This is a genomic window from Dietzia sp. IN118, from assembly GCF_032905965.1.
Taxonomy (GTDB): Bacteria; Actinomycetota; Actinomycetes; order Mycobacteriales; family Mycobacteriaceae; genus Dietzia; species Dietzia kunjamensis.
In genome coordinates, this window is record NZ_JAUMSR010000001.1 from 2,956,822 (window position 1) to 2,972,175 (window position 15,354).

Here is a 15,354-nt window from a genome sequence, read left to right on the forward strand (position 1 = left end):
GGGGGACGACGATGACGACGACCGTGATGACGACGACGACAACGACCGCAGCCGCCCTCGCCCCCGCCGTCGCCGGGCCCGCGCTCTGGCTCATCCCCGCACTGCCGCTGTTCGGCGCGGCGGTCCTGCTGCTGCTCGGTCGCCGCGCGGACAGGTGGGGCCACCTGCTCGGGTGCGCGACCGCGCTGGGCTCGTTCGCCGTGGCGGTGTGGCAACTCGTCGCCATGACCGGCCGCGACGCCGCCGACCGCGCCGCGGGGCAGACCCTGTTCGAGTGGGTCTCGGTCGGGGAGTTCGAGCTGGACTTCGGCCTGCGTCTGGACGAGCTGTCCATGGTGTTCGTCCTGCTCGTCACCGGCGTCGGGCTGCTCATCCACGTGTACTCGATCGGCTACATGGCGGCCGACCCGGCGCGACGCAAGTTCTTCGCCTACCTCAACCTGTTCCTCGCGGCGATGCTGCTACTGGTGCTGGCCGACAACTTCCTCGGCCTCTACCTGGGCTGGGAGGGTGTCGGTCTGGTCTCCTACCTGCTCATCGGGTTCTGGCAGTACAAGCCGTCCGCCGCCACCGCGGCGAAGAAGGCTTTCGTCGTCAACCGCGTCGGCGACATCGGTCTGGGTGTGGCGCTGATGGTCATGGTCACCCAGCTGGGCACGCTGTCCTACGAGGGCGTGTTCTCGGCGATCGGCAGCGGGGCGGCGGGCGGCGAGGGGGCGGTAGCCGACGGCGGGGCGGTGAGCTCGGGGCTGGTCACCGCGCTCGGGCTGCTGTTGCTGCTGGGCGCGTGCGCCAAGTCCGCCCAGGTGCCGCTGCAGTCCTGGCTCGGCGACGCGATGGAGGGCCCCACCCCGGTGTCGGCCCTCATCCACGCCGCGACCATGGTCACCGCGGGCGTCTACCTCATCACCCGGTCCAACCCGATCTACGACGCCACCCCGACCGCGCGCGCCGCCGTGATCGCGGTCGGCGCCGTGACGCTGCTGTTCGGTGCGATCGTCGGTTGTGCCAAGGACGACATCAAGAAGGTCCTCGCCGCCTCCACCATGAGCCAGGTCGGCTACATGGTCATGGCCGCCGGCTTCGGACCCGCCGGATACGCGCTGGCGATCATGCACCTGCTCACCCACGGTTTCTTCAAGGCCGGACTGTTCCTCGGCGCCGGCTCGGTGATGCACGGGATGAACGACGAGGTCGACATGCGACGCTACGGCGCCCTACGCGCGGTCATGCCGGTCACCTTTGTCACCTTCGGACTCGGCTACCTGGCCATCATCGGCGTCCCACCGTTCGCCGGCTTCTACTCCAAAGAGGGCATCATCTCCGCGGCGTTCGACGTGGGCAGCGGGTCGGCTGCGGGTGCGGGCGCGTTCGGCTCAGGATCGGCGGTCGGCTACCTCCTGGGGGCGGTGGCCCTGCTCGGCGCGGGCCTGACCGCCTTCTACATGACCCGTGTGATGATCCTGACCTTCTTCGGGCCCGGGCGCTGGGCCGACGACGCCCACCCCCACGAGTCGCCGGCGATCATGACGGCGCCGATGATCGCGATCGCCGTGGGCTCGGTGCTCTCGGGTCTGCTGCTGTCGCTCGGCGGGCGGCTGCAGGACTGGCTGGCACCGGTCGTCGGCGAGCACCATCCGGAGCACGTCCTACCGGTGTGGTTGGTCACCGCCGCATCCCTGGTCGTGGTGGCCGTCGGCATCGCCCTCGCCGTGCACCGCTACACCCGTAGTGAGGTCCCGACCACCGCCCCCGCCGGCTCCGCGCTCACGCGGGCCGCGCGCCGCGACCTGTATGCCGACGACCTCAACGAGGCGGTGTTCATGCGACCCGGCCAGGCCCTGGTCGCGGGCACCGAAGTGATAGACCGGCGGGTCGTGGCCGGGACGGCGACAGGCGTCGGCACCACCCTCGGGGAACTGTCCGCCCGGACGAGGCTCCTGCAGTCCGGGCTCACCCGCTCCTACGCGCTGTACATGCTGATCGGCGCCGTTCTGGTGATCGCCGCGATGTTGGGGGGTGGCGTGCTGTGACCGGCCCCGGACTGCTCACCGCGCTGTGGCTCACGCCCCTGGTCGGCGCACTCGTCGTCGTCCTCCTCCCCGCGAGCGCGCGCCGCGCGGCGAGGCCCCTCGCCCTGGTCACGTCACTGGTCGTCCTGGGGGTGGCCGTCGCGCTGGCTGTCGGGTTCGAGCCGGGCGGCGACACCCACCAGTTCGTCGAGTCGCGGCCGTGGATCCCTGCGTTCGGCGCGACGTACACACTCGGGATCGACGGCGTGGCGCTCGTGCTGGTGCTGCTCACCGCCGCACTCATGCCGTTGCTGCTGCTCGCCGGGTGGCGTGACACCGACGGGCCCGGCGGCGACCGCCCCGCCCCGAACGGTCGGCGCACGCAGGCGTACCCCGCGTTGATGCTCGCCACGCAGGGGCTCGCGCTGGTGGCGTTCACGAGCCTGGACGTGTTGCTGTTCTACGTCGCGTTCGAAGCCATGCTCATCCCGCTGTACTTTCTCATCGGGGGATTCGGAACAGGCGCGTTCGGGGACAGCGGTGCGGACCGGGCGCGGGCGGCCGTGCGGTTCCTCCTCTACAACCTGCTCGGCGGGCTCGTCATGCTGGCCGCGGTGCTCGGGCTCTACATGTACACAGCCCGGGCCGGACTCGGGCCCGACGGCCGCGGCACCTTCGACTACCGCCTCATCACCGACGCCGTCGCCGACGGGCGACTGCAGATCCCGCCCGGCGCGACGCTGCTGCTGTTCGCCGGGTTCATGTTGGCCTTCGCGATCAAGGCCCCGCTGTGGCCGTTCCACACCTGGCTTCCCGGGGCCGCCGTCGCCGCGACGCCCGCCTCCGCGGTGCTCATGATGGCCGTGGTGGACAAGGTCGGCACCTTCGCGATGCTGCGCTACAGCCTGCCGCTGTTCCCCGAGGCAGCGGCGACCGCGACGCCCGTGATGGTGACGCTCGCGGTGATCAGCATCGTCTACGGCGGCATCATGGCCATCGCCCAGACCGACCTCCTGCGGCTCATCGCCTACGCGTCGATCTCCCACTTCGGGTTCATCGTGCTGGGTGTGTTCGCCGCGACCGAGCAGTCGGCGGCCGGGTCGGCGCTGTACATGGTCAACCACGGCATCGCCACGGCCGCACTGTTCCTCGTGGCTGGGTTCCTCGTCCGGCGGCACCGGATCCGCGAGATCGGCTACTACGGCGGGGTGCAGCAGGCCGCGCCCGTGCTCGCCGGGGTGTTCCTCATCGCCGGGCTCGCGACGCTGTCACTGCCCGGGCTGGCCCCGTTCATCAGCGAGTTCCTGGTGTTCGTCGGCACGTTCGAGGTCTACCCCGTCGCCGCCGTACTGGCGACGGCGACGTTCGTCCTGGCGGCCGTCTACATCCTGTGGACCTACCAGCGGGTGATGGGCGGGCCCCTCGCGCCGGGGTTGCGGTCCACGCCCGACCTGACGACCCGCGAGCGCGTGGTGCTGGCCCCGCTGGTCGTGGTGCTGATCGTGCTGGGCTTCTACCCGCAGCCGGCGCTCGACGTGATCGACCCGGCGGTCGCCGAGACCGTCGCCCACGTGGAAGGTGCCACCCGATGACCCCGGACATCGCCTACTCCTCGCTCCTGCCGCTGCTCGTGGTGCTCGGGACGGCGATCGTCTCGGTGCTCGTCGAGGCGTTCGCCCCCGCCCGACACCGCTACGCCGCGCAGCTGGTGCTGTACCTCGGCGGGCTCGTCGCGGCGCTGGTGACGGTGGTCCTGCTCGCCGGGACGCGGCTGGTGACGGCTGGCGGCGCCGTGGCCGTGGACGGGCCGGCGCTGTTCCTGCAGGGGGCGACGGTCCTCGTGGCGATCGGGGCGGGGGTGCTCATCGGGGAACGCTCCCGGGTGGGCGCGGCGGCCGGGGCCTCGTCGGGTTCGGTGGGCGCGTCGGCCGCGGCCCGTCGCCCGGTGCTCGCGGGTTTCGCCCCGCAGGCCGCCCTGTCCCCGGGCGGCGATGCCGAACGCGAGGCCGAGCGCACGGGCGTCTCCCAGACCGAGGTCTTCCCGCTCGCACTGTTCGCCACGGGCGGGCTCATGTTGTTCCCCGCGGCCAACGACCTCATCACCCTGTTCATCGCGCTAGAGGTGCTGTCCCTGCCGCTGTATGTGATGTGTGGCATGGCCCGCCGGCGGCGGCTCCTCTCCCAGGAGGCCGCGGTGAAGTACTTCCTGCTGGGGTCCTTCTCCTCGGCGATCTTCGCCTACGGCGCCGCGCTGATCTACGGGTACGCCGGAACCGTCGAATTCGGCGGCATCGCAGCAGTGGTCGCCGCCGAGGGCGGCAGCTCGCTGGCGCTGATCGGCGTGGCGATGATGTCGGTGGGCCTGCTGTTCAAGGTCGGGGCCGTGCCGTTCCACACCTGGACCCCTGACGTCTACCAGGGCGCGCCCACCTCGATCACGGCGTTCATGGCCGCCGGGACCAAACTCGCCGCGTTCGGTGCGATCCTGCGGTTCTTCCACACCGCCGTCCCCCGCCTCGAGGACGACTGGGCGCCCGTGCTCTGGGTGATCGCGGCGCTGACGATGATCGTCGGCACGGTCGCCGGTGTCACGCAGAACGACGTCAAACGGCTGCTGGCCTACTCCTCCGTCGCGCACGCCGGATTCCTGCTCACCGGAGTGCTCGGGCCTCCGGCGGCCGGGACCTCCGCCGTGCTGTTCTACCTCGCGGCGTACGCGGTGAGCACCGTCGGCGTGTTCGCGGTGGCCGGGCTGGTCCGCGCGCCCGACGGCGCTGAGATCACCGACCTGCAGGCCTGGGCCGGGCTCGGCCGACGCCAACCGCTCGTGGCGGGGGCGTTCGCACTGCTGCTTCTCGCACTCGCGGGCATCCCGCTGACCAGCGGGTTCATCGCCAAGTTCGCGGTGTTCTCCGCAGCCGTTGCCGGCGGCGCGGTGAGCCTCGTGGTGATCGGCGTGCTCACGAGCGCGATCGCGGCCTCGTTCTACGTCCGCGTGATCGTGGTGATGTTCTTCCGCGATGCGGGCGAGGTGGACTCCGGAAACGAGCGTTACGGCTCTGCAGGCGCCGGCGAGGTGGCGTTCGCGCGCAGGCCCGTCACGTACGCGGTCGTCGGCGTCGCGGTCGTGGTGACGATCCTGCTGGGGATCGTGCCGCAGCCACTGCTCGACCTGGCCACCGCGGCGGCCGCGTTCGCGGGGTAGGAGTTCGCGGAGAGGAGGCCGAGTTGGCGGAGTTCGCGGGGTAAACAGCCATCCGGCCGTCAGTAGCCGCGTCGACAAGAGTCTTTCACCCGTATCGGTCGAGTAGCAGTGCACGAAACACTCTTCTCGACGACTGCCGCCCGCCGCCTGCCGCCCGCCGCGCCCCCGGAGCCCGCCGCGCCCCCTACTCCCCCAGGCCCAGCGGGGTGGCGTCGAACTCCCCGGACAACGCGGAGACCGACCGAGCCAGTCGGAGGTCGCGCTGGGTCACCCCGTCGACGTCGTGGCTGCGGAGATCGAGGGTGACCTCGTCGTAACTCCACAGCAGGTCGGGGTGGTGGTCCTGCGAGTTCGCGGCCTGCCCGATCGCGGTGACCAGGTTGATCGCGGCCTGCGGGGTCTCGCACACGGCCGTGTAGGTCAGCGACCCCTCCGAGAAGGCCCAGCCGGGCAGATCGGCGAGGCCTTCGGCGATCTGCTCCTCGGTCAGGCGGGTGTTGTCGTCGGCGGCGGGGCGGGCGTTGTCGGCGTCTGCGCTCATGCCGTCCAGTCTGGCACCTCCCGCCGCACCCGGCACTCCCGCCGGGGCGCGGGAACTCATCGCCGCGCCCGCTGCTTCCCGCCGGGGCGCGGGAAATCTCCGCCGCGCCCGGCGCTTCCCGCCGCGTCGGCCCTTCCTGGTGGCGCGGCCTACCCTGTGGGAGTGAAATCCCCCGCCAGCTCCCTGCCCCCCGGCGCCGGCCGGTACGCACCCAGCCCGTCGGGCGACCTGCACCTGGGCAATCTGCGCACGGCGGTGGCGGCGTGGGTGCTGGCCCGCGATTCGCGCCGGGCGTTCCGGATGCGCGTCGACGATCTCGACGCCGCCCGAGCGCGCCCCGGCGTGGCCGAGCGTCAGCTGGCGGACCTGGCGGCGATCGGCCTCGACTGGGACGGCGAGATCATGTGGGAGTCCGAGCGGTCGCACGCCTACGCCGCGGCGGCGAACCAGCTGTCCGACCAGGGCCTGGTCTACGAGTGCTACTGCTCGCGCCGCGAGATCGCCGAGGCCCCGCGCGCGCCGCACTCCCCGCCCGGGTCGTACCCCGGCACGTGCCGTGACCTGTCGGAGGCGGAGCGGGAGCGTCGCCGGGAGGCGCTCGGCCCGGGGCGGGTGCCTGCGCTGCGACTGCGCGCGACGGTCGCGGAGCTGACGATCACCGACGGCGTCCACGGGCCGTACACGGGCGTCGTCGACGACGTGGTGCTGCGCCGCGGTGACGGCGTGTGGGCGTACAACCTCGCCGTCGTCGTCGATGATGCCGAGCAGAGCGTCGACCAGGTCGTGCGCGGCGAGGACCTGCTCTCCTCCACTCCCCGCCAGGCCCATCTGGCCGACCTGCTGGGCCTGCCGCACCCGGAGTACGTGCACGTGCCGCTCGCGGTCAACGCCGCCGGTGAGCGTCTGGCCAAGCGGGACGGCGCGGTGACCCTGGCCGATCTGGCGCAGGAGGGGACGACGACGAGGGCCGCGGTCGCCCGTATCGTGGCCTCACTCGGTGGGCCGGAGGGCGCGGACTCGATCGAGGCGCTGCGGGGGGTGGTCACCGCCGAGTCCTTGCGGGCCGGCCCCTGGGTGGTGGCCTGATCGGCCGACGCGCGCCCAGCCCGGCCCGACCGCCTCATCGAAAAGAGCGTTCCGCGCAGACCCACTCGCACAACGCGTGCGGAAGCGACTTGTCGATCAACGGTGACGCGGCGCGACGCGACCTATTCGGCAGGCAGGGATTCGGCATCGCGGCGGGCGGCGCGGATAATCGTCGTTCGTGACCACTTCCTCGCAGAATTCCGACCAGCTGGGGACTGGGCGGCCGGACGGGAACACTCCCGAGCCGGCGCCCAGTACCCCTTCCACCGCGTCCGCCGCCTCCGCCGGTCTCCCCGGCCGCGCCGTGTTCGCCACCGTCGCCAGCCCGTACTACGGCTATCTCATCGCCCTGTTCGTCGGCGTGATGCTCATCAGCAACGTCACCGGAACCAAGGGCGTCCTCCTCTTCCCCGACCTGAGCTTCGAACTCTGGTTCCTCTCGATGGACGGGCTCGTCACCGACGGCGCCTTCCTGCTCTTCCCGCTGGCCTACGTGCTCGGCGACGTGATCAGTGAGGTGTACGGCTTCAAGGCGATGCGCCGCGTCGTGCTCTCCGGTTTCGCCGTGCTGGCGCTGGCCGCGTTGAGCTTCAGCCTGACCGTGCAGTTGCCGCCGGCCGACTTCTACGAGAACCAGGACGCGTTCGAGGCCGTCGCGGGGGTCATCCCGCAGTTCTTCCTCGCCGGCCTGGCCGGGTACGTCGTCGGCGAGCTGCTCAACTCCTACGTCCTGGTGTGGATGAAGCGCCGCACCGGTGAGCGGAGCCTGTGGGCGCGGCTCCTGGGGTCGACCGTGGTGGGCCAGCTCGCCGACACGCTGGTGTTCTGCACGATCGCGGCTCCGGCGCTGGGCATGGCGCTCGGCTCGGGCGACTACTGGAACTACGTCGTCATCGGCTTCGTCTGGAAGACCCTCGTCGAGGCGGTCCTGCTGCCGGTGACCTACGTGGTGATCGCGTCGATCAAGAAGCGGGAGCCCAGTTATCAGGCTGCACTCTCGGGTTCCGCCCTGTCACACTCGGCGGTATGACCTCCGCTGACCGGGACGCAGACGACGGTCGCGACGCCGCTCGACCCGCCGCGGTGACGGTGCTCGGCGCGACGGTCGACGACCAGACCAGGTGCGTCCACTACCACGGCCCGCTGGACGTCATCGCGATCCGCTTCCACTGTTGCGGCGAGTTCTATCCCTGTTTCCGATGCCACGCCGACGCCACCGACCATGCGCTGTCGGTGTGGCCGCGGGACGAGTTCGACACCGATGCCCTGCTCTGCGGCGCATGTTGGAGCACGCTGACCATCGCCGAGTACCAGGCCACCGACGCCTGCCCGGCCTGCGGCACGGCGTTCAACCCGGGCTGCTCGCTGCACTACCCGCTCTACTTCGAGTCATAGGTCGAGTTCAACGGCGCGCGAAACTCCTCGACCATGCGTGCTGCCAGGACCAGGTGAGCCCGGATCACGCCCGCGAGTTCGTTCTCGATGCGTTCTCGGGGCAGGTCCCGAGCTCTGGCCCCCTCCGGCAACCTGTCAGCCACCCGTTGTAACCCGTCGTTGTGGACCCCGCCGCGTCGCTGTCTCCACGGGTCGGAGAGCACGTCGAGGATCGATGCCCGGAGCGTCGCGAATGCCACTGGGTCCGCCCCGTACGCGGCTCTGTAGATCCCAGTCGCCACCGAGACCCGGGGCTCCTCCTCCTCTAGTTCGGCGATCAGTTCGTCGTCTTCGTCGAAGTACGCCGCCTCGTACAGATCCTTCTCCTCCTCGAACTCTTCTACACCTTGCTCGAGCACCCCGGAGAGAATCTGGTCGGCGGCCACCAGCTGTGGCCACCTAACCATGAGCTCGTCGAACTCCAGATCCGCCATTCTGCTGATCAGTCGCCGAACCGCGGCGTCATCCCCGGCCAGCGCCTTTCGTAGCGCCTTCTCCGCGAGGTTGAACGCGGCGGTCTGCCACGTCTCACTCTTTTCTGAGCTATCGCGTACCGGACTGTGCAGGAGGACGCCCAACGGCGAGCGCCTCTCGAGGTCGTCGTGGAGGTGATCGTTTCTGGTCTGGTTCGTCATGCGCGCAGCGTCGCACGCAGCACCGACACCTACGAGTCGCCTCGGTCGTGCGGAGCTCATCAGCTGGTCGACCAAGACCGACGTGTAGGCCCGCCTATGTCGGTTCCTGCGTCATAGTGACGTATGGCCTCACCCCGCGTACCCGCCGCACTCGCACTCCTCACCGCCGCACTGCTCCTGGCGGGTTGCTCGGGTCAGAGTGAGGATCCGCCGGTCATCAGCACGCAGGGAACCGGCATCGTCACCGGTTCTCCCGATACCGTCACCATCGTGCTCGGCGTCGAGACCCGGGCATCTGACGCCAGCACAGCGCTGACCGACAACGCGGAACGCGCCCGATCCCTTATCGAGACCATCAAGGCCCAGGGCGTCGAAGAGGAGGACATCGCCACCAAGAACCTGTCGGTGCAGCCCAATTTCCTGCCCAGCGGCAGCATCGACGGATACATCGTCACGAACCAGGTGACGGCGACCTTGCGCGACGTCGACAGGAGTGGCGATCTCATCGATGCAGCGGCGGGCGCCGCCGGCGACGCGATCCGGGTTCAGCAGTTGACGTTCTCCATTGACGACGACAGCGACCTCAGGGCCCAGGCCCGGGCGCAGGCGGTCACTCGAGCTGAAGAACAGGCCCAACAGATCGCCGAGGCGGCCGGGGCGGAGTTGGGGGCGGTGCAGTCGATCACCGAGGTACCGGAGACCGAAGCGACTCCGTTTCCGGTCTCGAGGTCGTTGGCAGACGGCGCAGCTTCGACGCCGATCGAGGCCGGTAGCCAGGACCTCACTGTGTCCGTCTCCGTGACCTACGAGATCAACTAGCTGATCCCGCCGACGGATACGGGCGGCCGGGCGCCCTGGCCGCGCGGCCAGGGCGGCCAGGGCGGCCAGGGATCAGCGTCCCGAGTAGTACCGCCCCAGGAACTGTTCCTTGTAGGCGACGTACTCGTCGGGCCCGGCCGCCATCGCCGCGCGCACCTCGTCGACCAGCCGCACCACAAAGGCCAGGTTGTGCAGGGTGAGCAGGGTGGAGCCAAGGAACTCCTTGGCCTTGAACAGGTGATGCAGGTAGGCGCGGCTGTACTCGCGCGACACCTCGGACGGCCCCTCGGGGTCGAGCGGGGTGTGGTCGTGGCGGAACTGGGCGCGGGTGATGTTGACCCGCCCGTCGAGCGTGTAGATCCCACCGTGGCGGGCCAGCCTGGTGGGCGCCACGCAGTCGAAGGTGTCGGCACCGTTTTCCACGGCGGTGAAGATGTCGTCGGGCTCGCTGATCCCCAGCAGGTGCCGCGGCCGGTCCTCGGGCAGTTCCTCGGTGCACCAGCCGACGATCGTTCCGAGGTTCTCCTTCTCCAGCGCGCCGCCGATCCCGTAGCCGCCGAACCCTCGTCGCCCCTCGGCTTCGGCGCGCTCGCTCATCTCCACCAGCCCGCGCACGGCCTGCCGCCGCAGATCCTCGAACTGCGCTCCCTGGATCACGCCCCACAGTGACTGCCCCGGCCGGTGCCCCCGCTCCAGCGACAGCCGCTCGTGCTCGTCGAGGCAGCGCTGCGCCCACCGCCGCGTCCGCTCCACCGAACTCTCCTGGTACTTCCGCGTGTTCATCAGCGTGGTGAGCTCGTCGAACGCGAACAGGATATCGGCGCCCAGCGAGTGCTGGATGCGCATGGACACCTCGGGCGAGAAGCGGTGCCGGGACCCGTCGAGGTGCGAGGTGAAGGTGACGCCGTCCTCGTCGACCTTCGCGAGCCGGCCCTGCCCCTTGTTGGTGGCCGCGTCGTCCGGTGTGGCGCCGGCCGACATCTCGATGACCTTCTTGAATCCCACCCCGAGGCTCATCACCTGGAAGCCGCCGGAGTCGGTGTAGGTGGGCCCGGACCAGCGCATGAACTCCCCCAGCCCGCCGGCGGCGTCGACGACCTCGTGCCCGGGCTGCAGGTACAGGTGGTAGGCGTTCGCCAGGACGGCCTGGGCGCCGGTGGAGCGGACCTGCTCGGGGGTCAGCGTCTTGACGGTGGCCTTGGTGCCGACGGGGATGAACGCCGGGGTGGCGATGTCACCGTGCGGAGTGTGGATGACACCCGTCCGCCCGCCTGCCGTCCCGTCGAGGACCATCCGCTCGCCCACGTCGAAGGTGGTCGCGCGGGTGGTGGGCGTGGCGTTGTCCGGCATCACTCCATCGTGGCATGGCGGTCGCGGATTGCGGACGTGACCCTAAGATGGAGAGGTACGTCGGCATGGGGGGCGTAGTCGTCGGCGTCGGAGGGCGCGACGTGCGCGCCCGAGAGTACGACGACGAGGTGGGGCGATGACCACATCAGGTGGCCGTAGGCTCTCCAAGCACGAGCGCCGTTCCCAGCTGATCGTGTTGGGGATCCGTTTGCTGGAGACCGTGCCTTTCCATGCCCTGTCGCTGGACGACGTCGCCGAGCGGGCCGGGGTGTCCCGCAGCCTGCTCTTCCATTACTTCCCCACCAAGCTGGATTACCTCACGGCGGTCGTGCGTGCAGCGGCCGACCACGTGCTGTCGCTGACCGAGATCCCGGTGGGCGCGCACGCCGAGGACAGCACGCGCGCGATCATCACGGCGTTGGTGCGCTACATCCAGCGGCGGCGGGACAACTACGTGGCGGTCCTGCGGTCCGGCAGGGCTGTGGATCCGGCGTTGGAGAAGGTCGTCGACGGCATGCACCGCACGATCAGCCTGCGGATCCTCGACAGCCTCGGGGTACACGACCCGGACCCCCTGGCGCTCGCTCTCACGCGGGCGTGGTTGGCCGGCACCGAGGAGTTGGCGTTGCTGGGTGAGGAGTCGGGGCTGCCGCAGGACACGGTGATCGATGCGGCACTGTCGACCCTGAGCTCGGTCGTGACACTGCCCGACTTCGCCGAGGAGTCCTCCGGCCACGCCTGACAGCGCATCTCGCCTGCGCCCGCGCCTGCCCCACCCACAGCCGCCCGTCGCCATGGCATCTCGCACCCACCGCCCCACACACAGCCGCCCGTCGCCATGGCGTCTCGCACCCACCGCGGGGCAGGCGAGACGCCATCGTCAGGGGCGGCTGCCGAGGGGCGGAATGGCGCGGGAGCGGCTGCAGTCGGCACGGACAGGCGCGGGAGCGGCTGCACGGGCGAGGGGGCGGAATGGCGAGAGCCCCGGACCTCTCTCGAGATCCGGGGCTCTCCCCGTGGCGGTGGCGGTGGGATTTGAACCCACGGTTGGGGGTTACCCAACACAGCATTTCGAGTGCTGCACCTTCGGCCGCTCGGACACGCCACCGCCGATTAGGCTACTTCACGCATGGCCCAGACGAAAATCGCCAGGCCAGAGGCGAGGAGTCAGCTGCTGCAACTCACTTGTCGTTGCCGGTGAGCTTGCTCGCGGCCTCGTTGGCCTTGTCCTTGAGCTTCTCGGCACCCTGCTTGATGCCGGCCTCGCCCTGGTCGGCCTGGCCCTCGGCCTGCAGGTCACGGTCTCCCGTCGCGGCGCCGGCCGACTCCTTGGCGCGGCCGCCCAGCTCCTCGGCCTTGTTCGAGAACTTGTCTCCCACTCCCATGTGGTGCTCCTCTCGATCGCGGCGCCGGGGTCCGGCACCTCTCACGACCCACGGTACGGAGATGCCGGGCCGGCCTCCACCGCGAGCGGGTCACGATCGGGTCACCGACGGGCGCCCCGCCGCGGACCCCGGCACAGCCGCCGTCATCGACGAGCGCGGAAGAAACCCTCCAGGACGGCCGCACACTCGTCCTCGAGCACACCACCCCGCACCTCTGGACGGTGCACCAGACGTCGGTCGCGGACGACGTCCCACAGCGACCCACACGCCCCGGTGCGCGGCTCCCAGGCTCCGAAGACGATGCGGCCGACCCGCGCCGCGACCGCCGCCCCCGCGCACATCGTGCAGGGCTCCAGGGTCACCACGAGAGTGCAGTCCTCCAGCCGCCAACCGTCGCCCAGGACCCGCGCGGCCTCGCGGAGCGCGATCACCTCGGCGTGCGCGAACGGGTCACCGTCGGCCTCCCGCCGATTGGTGGCGGCGGCCAACTCCCGACCGTCGGGGCCCAGCACCAGCGCGCCGACGGGCACGTCCTCGGCCGGGGTACCGCCCGCCACGGTCAGGGCGCGCCTCACCAGCATCTCGTCGGCCACCCGCGCGGAGCCCCGGTGTTCGGGGTGCGCTGACCCCGGGGGCACCGAACCGGCGCGGTTCACGGACACACCGCGGTCACGGACACGGCGCCGTCACAACCAGTGGCTCACGAGTCGGGCTGGTGCCGCTCGAACTCGTCGCCGAAGCCCATCCGCTCGGCCACGGACTGCAGCTGCTCGTCGGCGTAGAGGTCGGTCTCGGAGACGATGATCTCCAGCACCCCGGCGGGCAGTCCCATGTCGTCGAGGATCGCCATGTCGCCCTCACCCCACGGGTCGGTCTGCTCGAGCTCCTCGTCGGTCATGTCGGGCACGTCCACGTTGAGCTCGTCGAGCACATCCGCGGCGAGGTCGTAGTCCAGCGACGCGGTCGCGTCCGAGAGCATGAGCCGCATCCCGGACGGGCCCGGGCGCAGGATCACGAAGAACTCGTGGTCCACGTCGACCAGACCGAACGACGGTCCCTCCGCGCGCAGCGACCGGACCTGCCGGGCCGCGTCGTCGAGACTGGTGAGAGCGGCGTCGTCCAGTCGGGTGACCTGCCAGGAACCGCCGTCCTGGACCACCCCGAGTGCGATGCCGGTGACCGAGTCGTCGTCGGAGTCGCGGGAGAGTCGGTCGGAGCTGCTGGGCATGAGCTCAACCGTAGTCTGCTGTGAGAACCTTGTCAGGTGACGGTGACGGCGGACGTGTGCGTGCTCGGGGTCGGCCTGATCGGCGGCTCACTCCTGCGGGCCCTCGGCCCCGATCGGACCTTCGGCTGGAACCGCTCCCCCGCCGGCGCCGAGGCCGCCACCGCCGCCGGTTTCGACGTCACCACGGATCTGCCCACCACACTCCGCCGGGCTGCGGAGTCGGATGCCCTCGTCGTCGTCGGCGTCCCCCTCCCCGCCCTCGAGTCGGTCCTGGGCGCGGTGGCCGAGCACGCACCCACGATCGCCCTCACCGACGTGATCAGCGTCAAGGGCCCCGTCCTAGAGGCGGTACGGCGTCACGGACTGGGGGCGCGGTTCGTCGGCGGGCACCCCATGGCCGGCACCGCCCACTCCGGTTGGGACGCAGGCGACCCCGACCTGTTCCGCGGCGCCACGTGGCTCATCGCGGCCGACGACGACGCCGACCCCGACACCTGGGGACGAGTTGCGCGGCTCGCGCTGGACAGCGGCGCACGGGTGGTCGCGGCGACCTCCGCCGACCACGACGCGGCCGTCGCCCGGATCTCCCACCTGGGGCACGTGCTGGCCGAGGCGCTCGCGCTGGCGGGCGGCCGGGGCGGGGACCTCGCGCTCTCGTTGGCGGCGGGGTCGTTCCGCGACGGCACCCGCGTCGCCGGGACCGCGCCCGATCTGGTGCGCGCGATCTGCGAACCCAACCGGGACGCGCTGCTGGACGTGCTGGACGAATGCCTCGCCGACCTCGCGGCCGCGCGGGCGGCGCTGGCCGAGCGGGGAACGCTGGGGCCGCTCGTCGACGACGGCCACCGCGCACGGCGTGCCTATGAGGACGCGCAGGCCGATCGCACCGGCGGGGATCTCCGACCGGCGGAGGTCACGCCGGGGGCGGCCGGGTGGCTCGAGGCGCTCCGCGAGGCGGGCGCCGCGGGCAGGGAGGTCCGGCTCGCCGACAGGCCGTAGAGGCCCTTCGGCTGGCCGTTCAGGCCCGGTGGCCGGCCGTTCAGACCCGGCGGCTGAGCCCCGGCACGTCGATGATCACGCCGTCGGCGTCGACCGTCGCGCTGGTCGACGCGGTGGCGGTGATGCCGTGGACCTGCTCGTCGTCGCTGGAGAGGGTGACCGTGTCCTCGGTGACGTCGAGCGTCATGGAATCCACCGACAACACCCGCACGTCCTCGGAACCCGGCTGTGCGTGCAGACCCAGGCGACGGATCATGACGCTGGCGAAGAAGACGCTGTAGGTGATGTCCACGTCCACCACGCCGTCGCCGCCCACGCGGGAGCGGGTGCCGGAGGAGTCCTCGAGCAGCCAGGCCCCCTCGTCGTCGCAGACCAGGTCGATCGTGCGCTCGTACTCCTCCGTGGTGAGGGTCAGCCACACCCGGCGCAGGGTCGTGTCGGCGCCGAGTTGAGCCTCGTACTCCACGGTGAAGGCGGGGTTGTCCGCGCCGGCGGCGGCGACGATCCGACCGCGGGCGCGGGTGGAATCACCCTTGGGGACGACCCTGACCTGCTCGATCAGTCTGCCGTTCTCGGATATCCACGTGTACATACGGGTGACCGAGGCGCGGTGCGCTTCGGCCTGCGGCGAGGACGTCTCAGAAGCGTTCACAGCCTCCA

General features: G+C 70.8%; 16 protein-coding genes and 1 tRNA gene. 9 read left to right on the plus strand and 8 right to left on the minus strand.

Going from position 1 to position 15,354, the window contains the following annotated elements:
• Positions 1–26: 26 nt before the first annotated feature.
• The 3 genes from nuoL to nuoN are packed head-to-tail and all read left to right on the plus strand — an operon-like array spanning position 27 to position 5,217.
• A complete protein-coding gene (gene nuoL / locus Q2K20_RS14150) occupies positions 27–2,033 on the plus strand; it encodes an NADH-quinone oxidoreductase subunit L (protein ID WP_163375686.1) in 2,007 nt (668 codons plus the stop codon).
• Positions 2,030–3,604, plus strand: a complete 1,575-nt coding sequence (locus Q2K20_RS14155) for an NADH-quinone oxidoreductase subunit M (RefSeq protein WP_317176867.1) — start codon at positions 2,030–2,032, stop codon at positions 3,602–3,604. Before nuoL ends, Q2K20_RS14155 begins: the two co-directional genes overlap by 4 nt.
• Complete coding sequence (nuoN, locus tag Q2K20_RS14160; protein WP_163375363.1) at positions 3,601–5,217, plus strand: NADH-quinone oxidoreductase subunit NuoN; 1,617 nt, start codon at positions 3,601–3,603, stop codon at positions 5,215–5,217. The genes Q2K20_RS14155 and nuoN overlap by 4 nt, the downstream gene beginning before the upstream one ends.
• A 184-nt stretch (positions 5,218–5,401) precedes the next feature.
• Here the strand turns inward: nuoN and Q2K20_RS14165 are convergent, their stop codons facing one another.
• Complete coding sequence (locus Q2K20_RS14165; protein ID WP_163375362.1) at positions 5,402–5,758, minus strand: 4a-hydroxytetrahydrobiopterin dehydratase; 357 nt, start codon at positions 5,756–5,758, stop codon at positions 5,402–5,404.
• 162 nt (positions 5,759–5,920) lie between these two features.
• Between Q2K20_RS14165 and gluQRS the strand changes: the two genes are divergently transcribed.
• The 3 genes from gluQRS (at position 5,921) to Q2K20_RS14180 (ending at position 8,239) form a co-directional block, all read left to right on the plus strand.
• Entirely contained in the window at positions 5,921–6,844 is a 924-nt protein-coding gene (gene gluQRS, locus Q2K20_RS14170; RefSeq protein ID WP_317176868.1) for a tRNA glutamyl-Q(34) synthetase GluQRS, read from the plus strand.
• A 178-nt stretch (positions 6,845–7,022) separates the two neighbouring features.
• Complete coding sequence (locus Q2K20_RS14175) at positions 7,023–7,874, plus strand: queuosine precursor transporter (protein WP_396468844.1); 852 nt, start codon at positions 7,023–7,025, stop codon at positions 7,872–7,874.
• Positions 7,871–8,239 carry a CHY zinc finger protein gene (locus Q2K20_RS14180; RefSeq protein ID WP_083249540.1) on the plus strand — a complete coding sequence of 123 codons (369 nt, stop codon included), beginning with the start codon at positions 7,871–7,873 and terminating at the stop codon, positions 8,237–8,239. Before Q2K20_RS14175 ends, Q2K20_RS14180 begins: the two co-directional genes overlap by 4 nt.
• Here Q2K20_RS14180 and Q2K20_RS14185 read toward each other — a convergent pair.
• Entirely contained in the window at positions 8,224–8,913 is a 690-nt protein-coding gene (locus Q2K20_RS14185) for a hypothetical protein (RefSeq protein WP_069388827.1), read from the minus strand. The two genes, Q2K20_RS14180 and Q2K20_RS14185, sit on opposite strands and share 16 nt — an antisense overlap.
• Positions 8,914–9,036: 123 nt before the next feature.
• On the opposite strand from Q2K20_RS14185, the gene Q2K20_RS14190 reads away from it, so the two are divergent.
• Positions 9,037–9,732, plus strand: a complete 696-nt coding sequence (locus Q2K20_RS14190) for an SIMPL domain-containing protein (protein WP_069388828.1) — start codon at positions 9,037–9,039, stop codon at positions 9,730–9,732.
• 72 nt (positions 9,733–9,804) lie between these two features.
• Here the strand turns inward: Q2K20_RS14190 and tgt are convergent, their stop codons facing one another.
• A complete protein-coding gene (gene tgt / locus Q2K20_RS14195) occupies positions 9,805–11,082 on the minus strand; it encodes a tRNA guanosine(34) transglycosylase Tgt (protein ID WP_069388829.1) in 1,278 nt (425 codons plus the stop codon).
• Positions 11,083–11,218: 136 nt separating this feature from the next.
• Here tgt and Q2K20_RS14200 point away from each other — a divergent pair, with 136 nt between their 5' ends.
• Positions 11,219–11,824 carry a TetR/AcrR family transcriptional regulator gene (locus Q2K20_RS14200; protein WP_069388830.1) on the plus strand — a complete coding sequence of 202 codons (606 nt, stop codon included), beginning with the start codon at positions 11,219–11,221 and terminating at the stop codon, positions 11,822–11,824.
• 275 nt (positions 11,825–12,099) lie between these two features.
• On the opposite strand, the gene Q2K20_RS14205 is transcribed toward Q2K20_RS14200, so the two are convergent.
• From Q2K20_RS14205 to Q2K20_RS14220, 4 genes are all read right to left on the minus strand, one after another.
• Positions 12,100–12,190: transfer RNA gene (locus Q2K20_RS14205), tRNA-Ser, on the minus strand.
• 73 nt (positions 12,191–12,263) lie between these two features.
• Entirely contained in the window at positions 12,264–12,467 is a 204-nt protein-coding gene (locus tag Q2K20_RS14210; RefSeq protein WP_067714680.1) for a CsbD family protein, read from the minus strand.
• 143 nt (positions 12,468–12,610) lie between these two features.
• The gene (locus tag Q2K20_RS14215; RefSeq protein ID WP_083249541.1) at positions 12,611–13,048 is read right to left on the minus strand and encodes a nucleoside deaminase; all 438 of its coding nucleotides are present in this window, start codon (positions 13,046–13,048) and stop codon (positions 12,611–12,613) included.
• A 119-nt stretch (positions 13,049–13,167) separates the two neighbouring features.
• Positions 13,168–13,695 (minus strand): tRNA adenosine deaminase-associated protein, encoded by a 528-nt coding sequence (locus Q2K20_RS14220; protein ID WP_069388832.1) that lies wholly within the window; start codon positions 13,693–13,695, stop codon positions 13,168–13,170.
• Between the two features lie 36 nt (positions 13,696–13,731).
• On the opposite strand from Q2K20_RS14220, the gene Q2K20_RS14225 reads away from it, so the two are divergent.
• Positions 13,732–14,694: a prephenate dehydrogenase gene (locus Q2K20_RS14225; RefSeq protein WP_269528869.1), complete on the plus strand. Its 963-nt coding sequence runs from the start codon at positions 13,732–13,734 to the stop codon at positions 14,692–14,694.
• 40 nt (positions 14,695–14,734) lie between these two features.
• Here Q2K20_RS14225 and Q2K20_RS14230 read toward each other — a convergent pair whose 3' ends face one another.
• The gene (locus Q2K20_RS14230) at positions 14,735–15,346 is read right to left on the minus strand and encodes a putative glycolipid-binding domain-containing protein (protein ID WP_253695782.1); all 612 of its coding nucleotides are present in this window, start codon (positions 15,344–15,346) and stop codon (positions 14,735–14,737) included.
• Between the last annotated feature and the right edge of the window lie 8 nt (positions 15,347–15,354).

What these genes read in the sequence shown, in the direction of transcription:
- nuoL (WP_163375686.1), top strand. Translation starts at nt 27, where the DNA reads ATGACGACGACGACAACGACCGCAGCCGCCCTCGCCCCCGCCGTCGCC.
- nuoN (WP_163375363.1), top strand. Translation starts at nt 3,601, where the DNA reads ATGACCCCGGACATCGCCTACTCCTCGCTCCTGCCGCTGCTCGTGGTG.
- Q2K20_RS14165 (WP_163375362.1), bottom strand. Translation starts at nt 5,758, where the DNA reads ATGAGCGCAGACGCCGACAACGCCCGCCCCGCCGCCGACGACAACACC.
- Q2K20_RS14180 (WP_083249540.1), top strand. Translation starts at nt 7,871, where the DNA reads ATGACCTCCGCTGACCGGGACGCAGACGACGGTCGCGACGCCGCTCGA.
- Q2K20_RS14185 (WP_069388827.1), bottom strand. Translation starts at nt 8,913, where the DNA reads ATGACGAACCAGACCAGAAACGATCACCTCCACGACGACCTCGAGAGG.
- Q2K20_RS14190 (WP_069388828.1), top strand. Translation starts at nt 9,037, where the DNA reads ATGGCCTCACCCCGCGTACCCGCCGCACTCGCACTCCTCACCGCCGCA.
- tgt (WP_069388829.1), bottom strand. Translation starts at nt 11,082, where the DNA reads ATGCCGGACAACGCCACGCCCACCACCCGCGCGACCACCTTCGACGTG.
- Q2K20_RS14200 (WP_069388830.1), top strand. Translation starts at nt 11,219, where the DNA reads ATGACCACATCAGGTGGCCGTAGGCTCTCCAAGCACGAGCGCCGTTCC.
- Q2K20_RS14210 (WP_067714680.1), bottom strand. Translation starts at nt 12,467, where the DNA reads ATGGGAGTGGGAGACAAGTTCTCGAACAAGGCCGAGGAGCTGGGCGGC.
- Q2K20_RS14215 (WP_083249541.1), bottom strand. Translation starts at nt 13,048, where the DNA reads ATGCTGGTGAGGCGCGCCCTGACCGTGGCGGGCGGTACCCCGGCCGAG.
- Q2K20_RS14220 (WP_069388832.1), bottom strand. Translation starts at nt 13,695, where the DNA reads ATGCCCAGCAGCTCCGACCGACTCTCCCGCGACTCCGACGACGACTCG.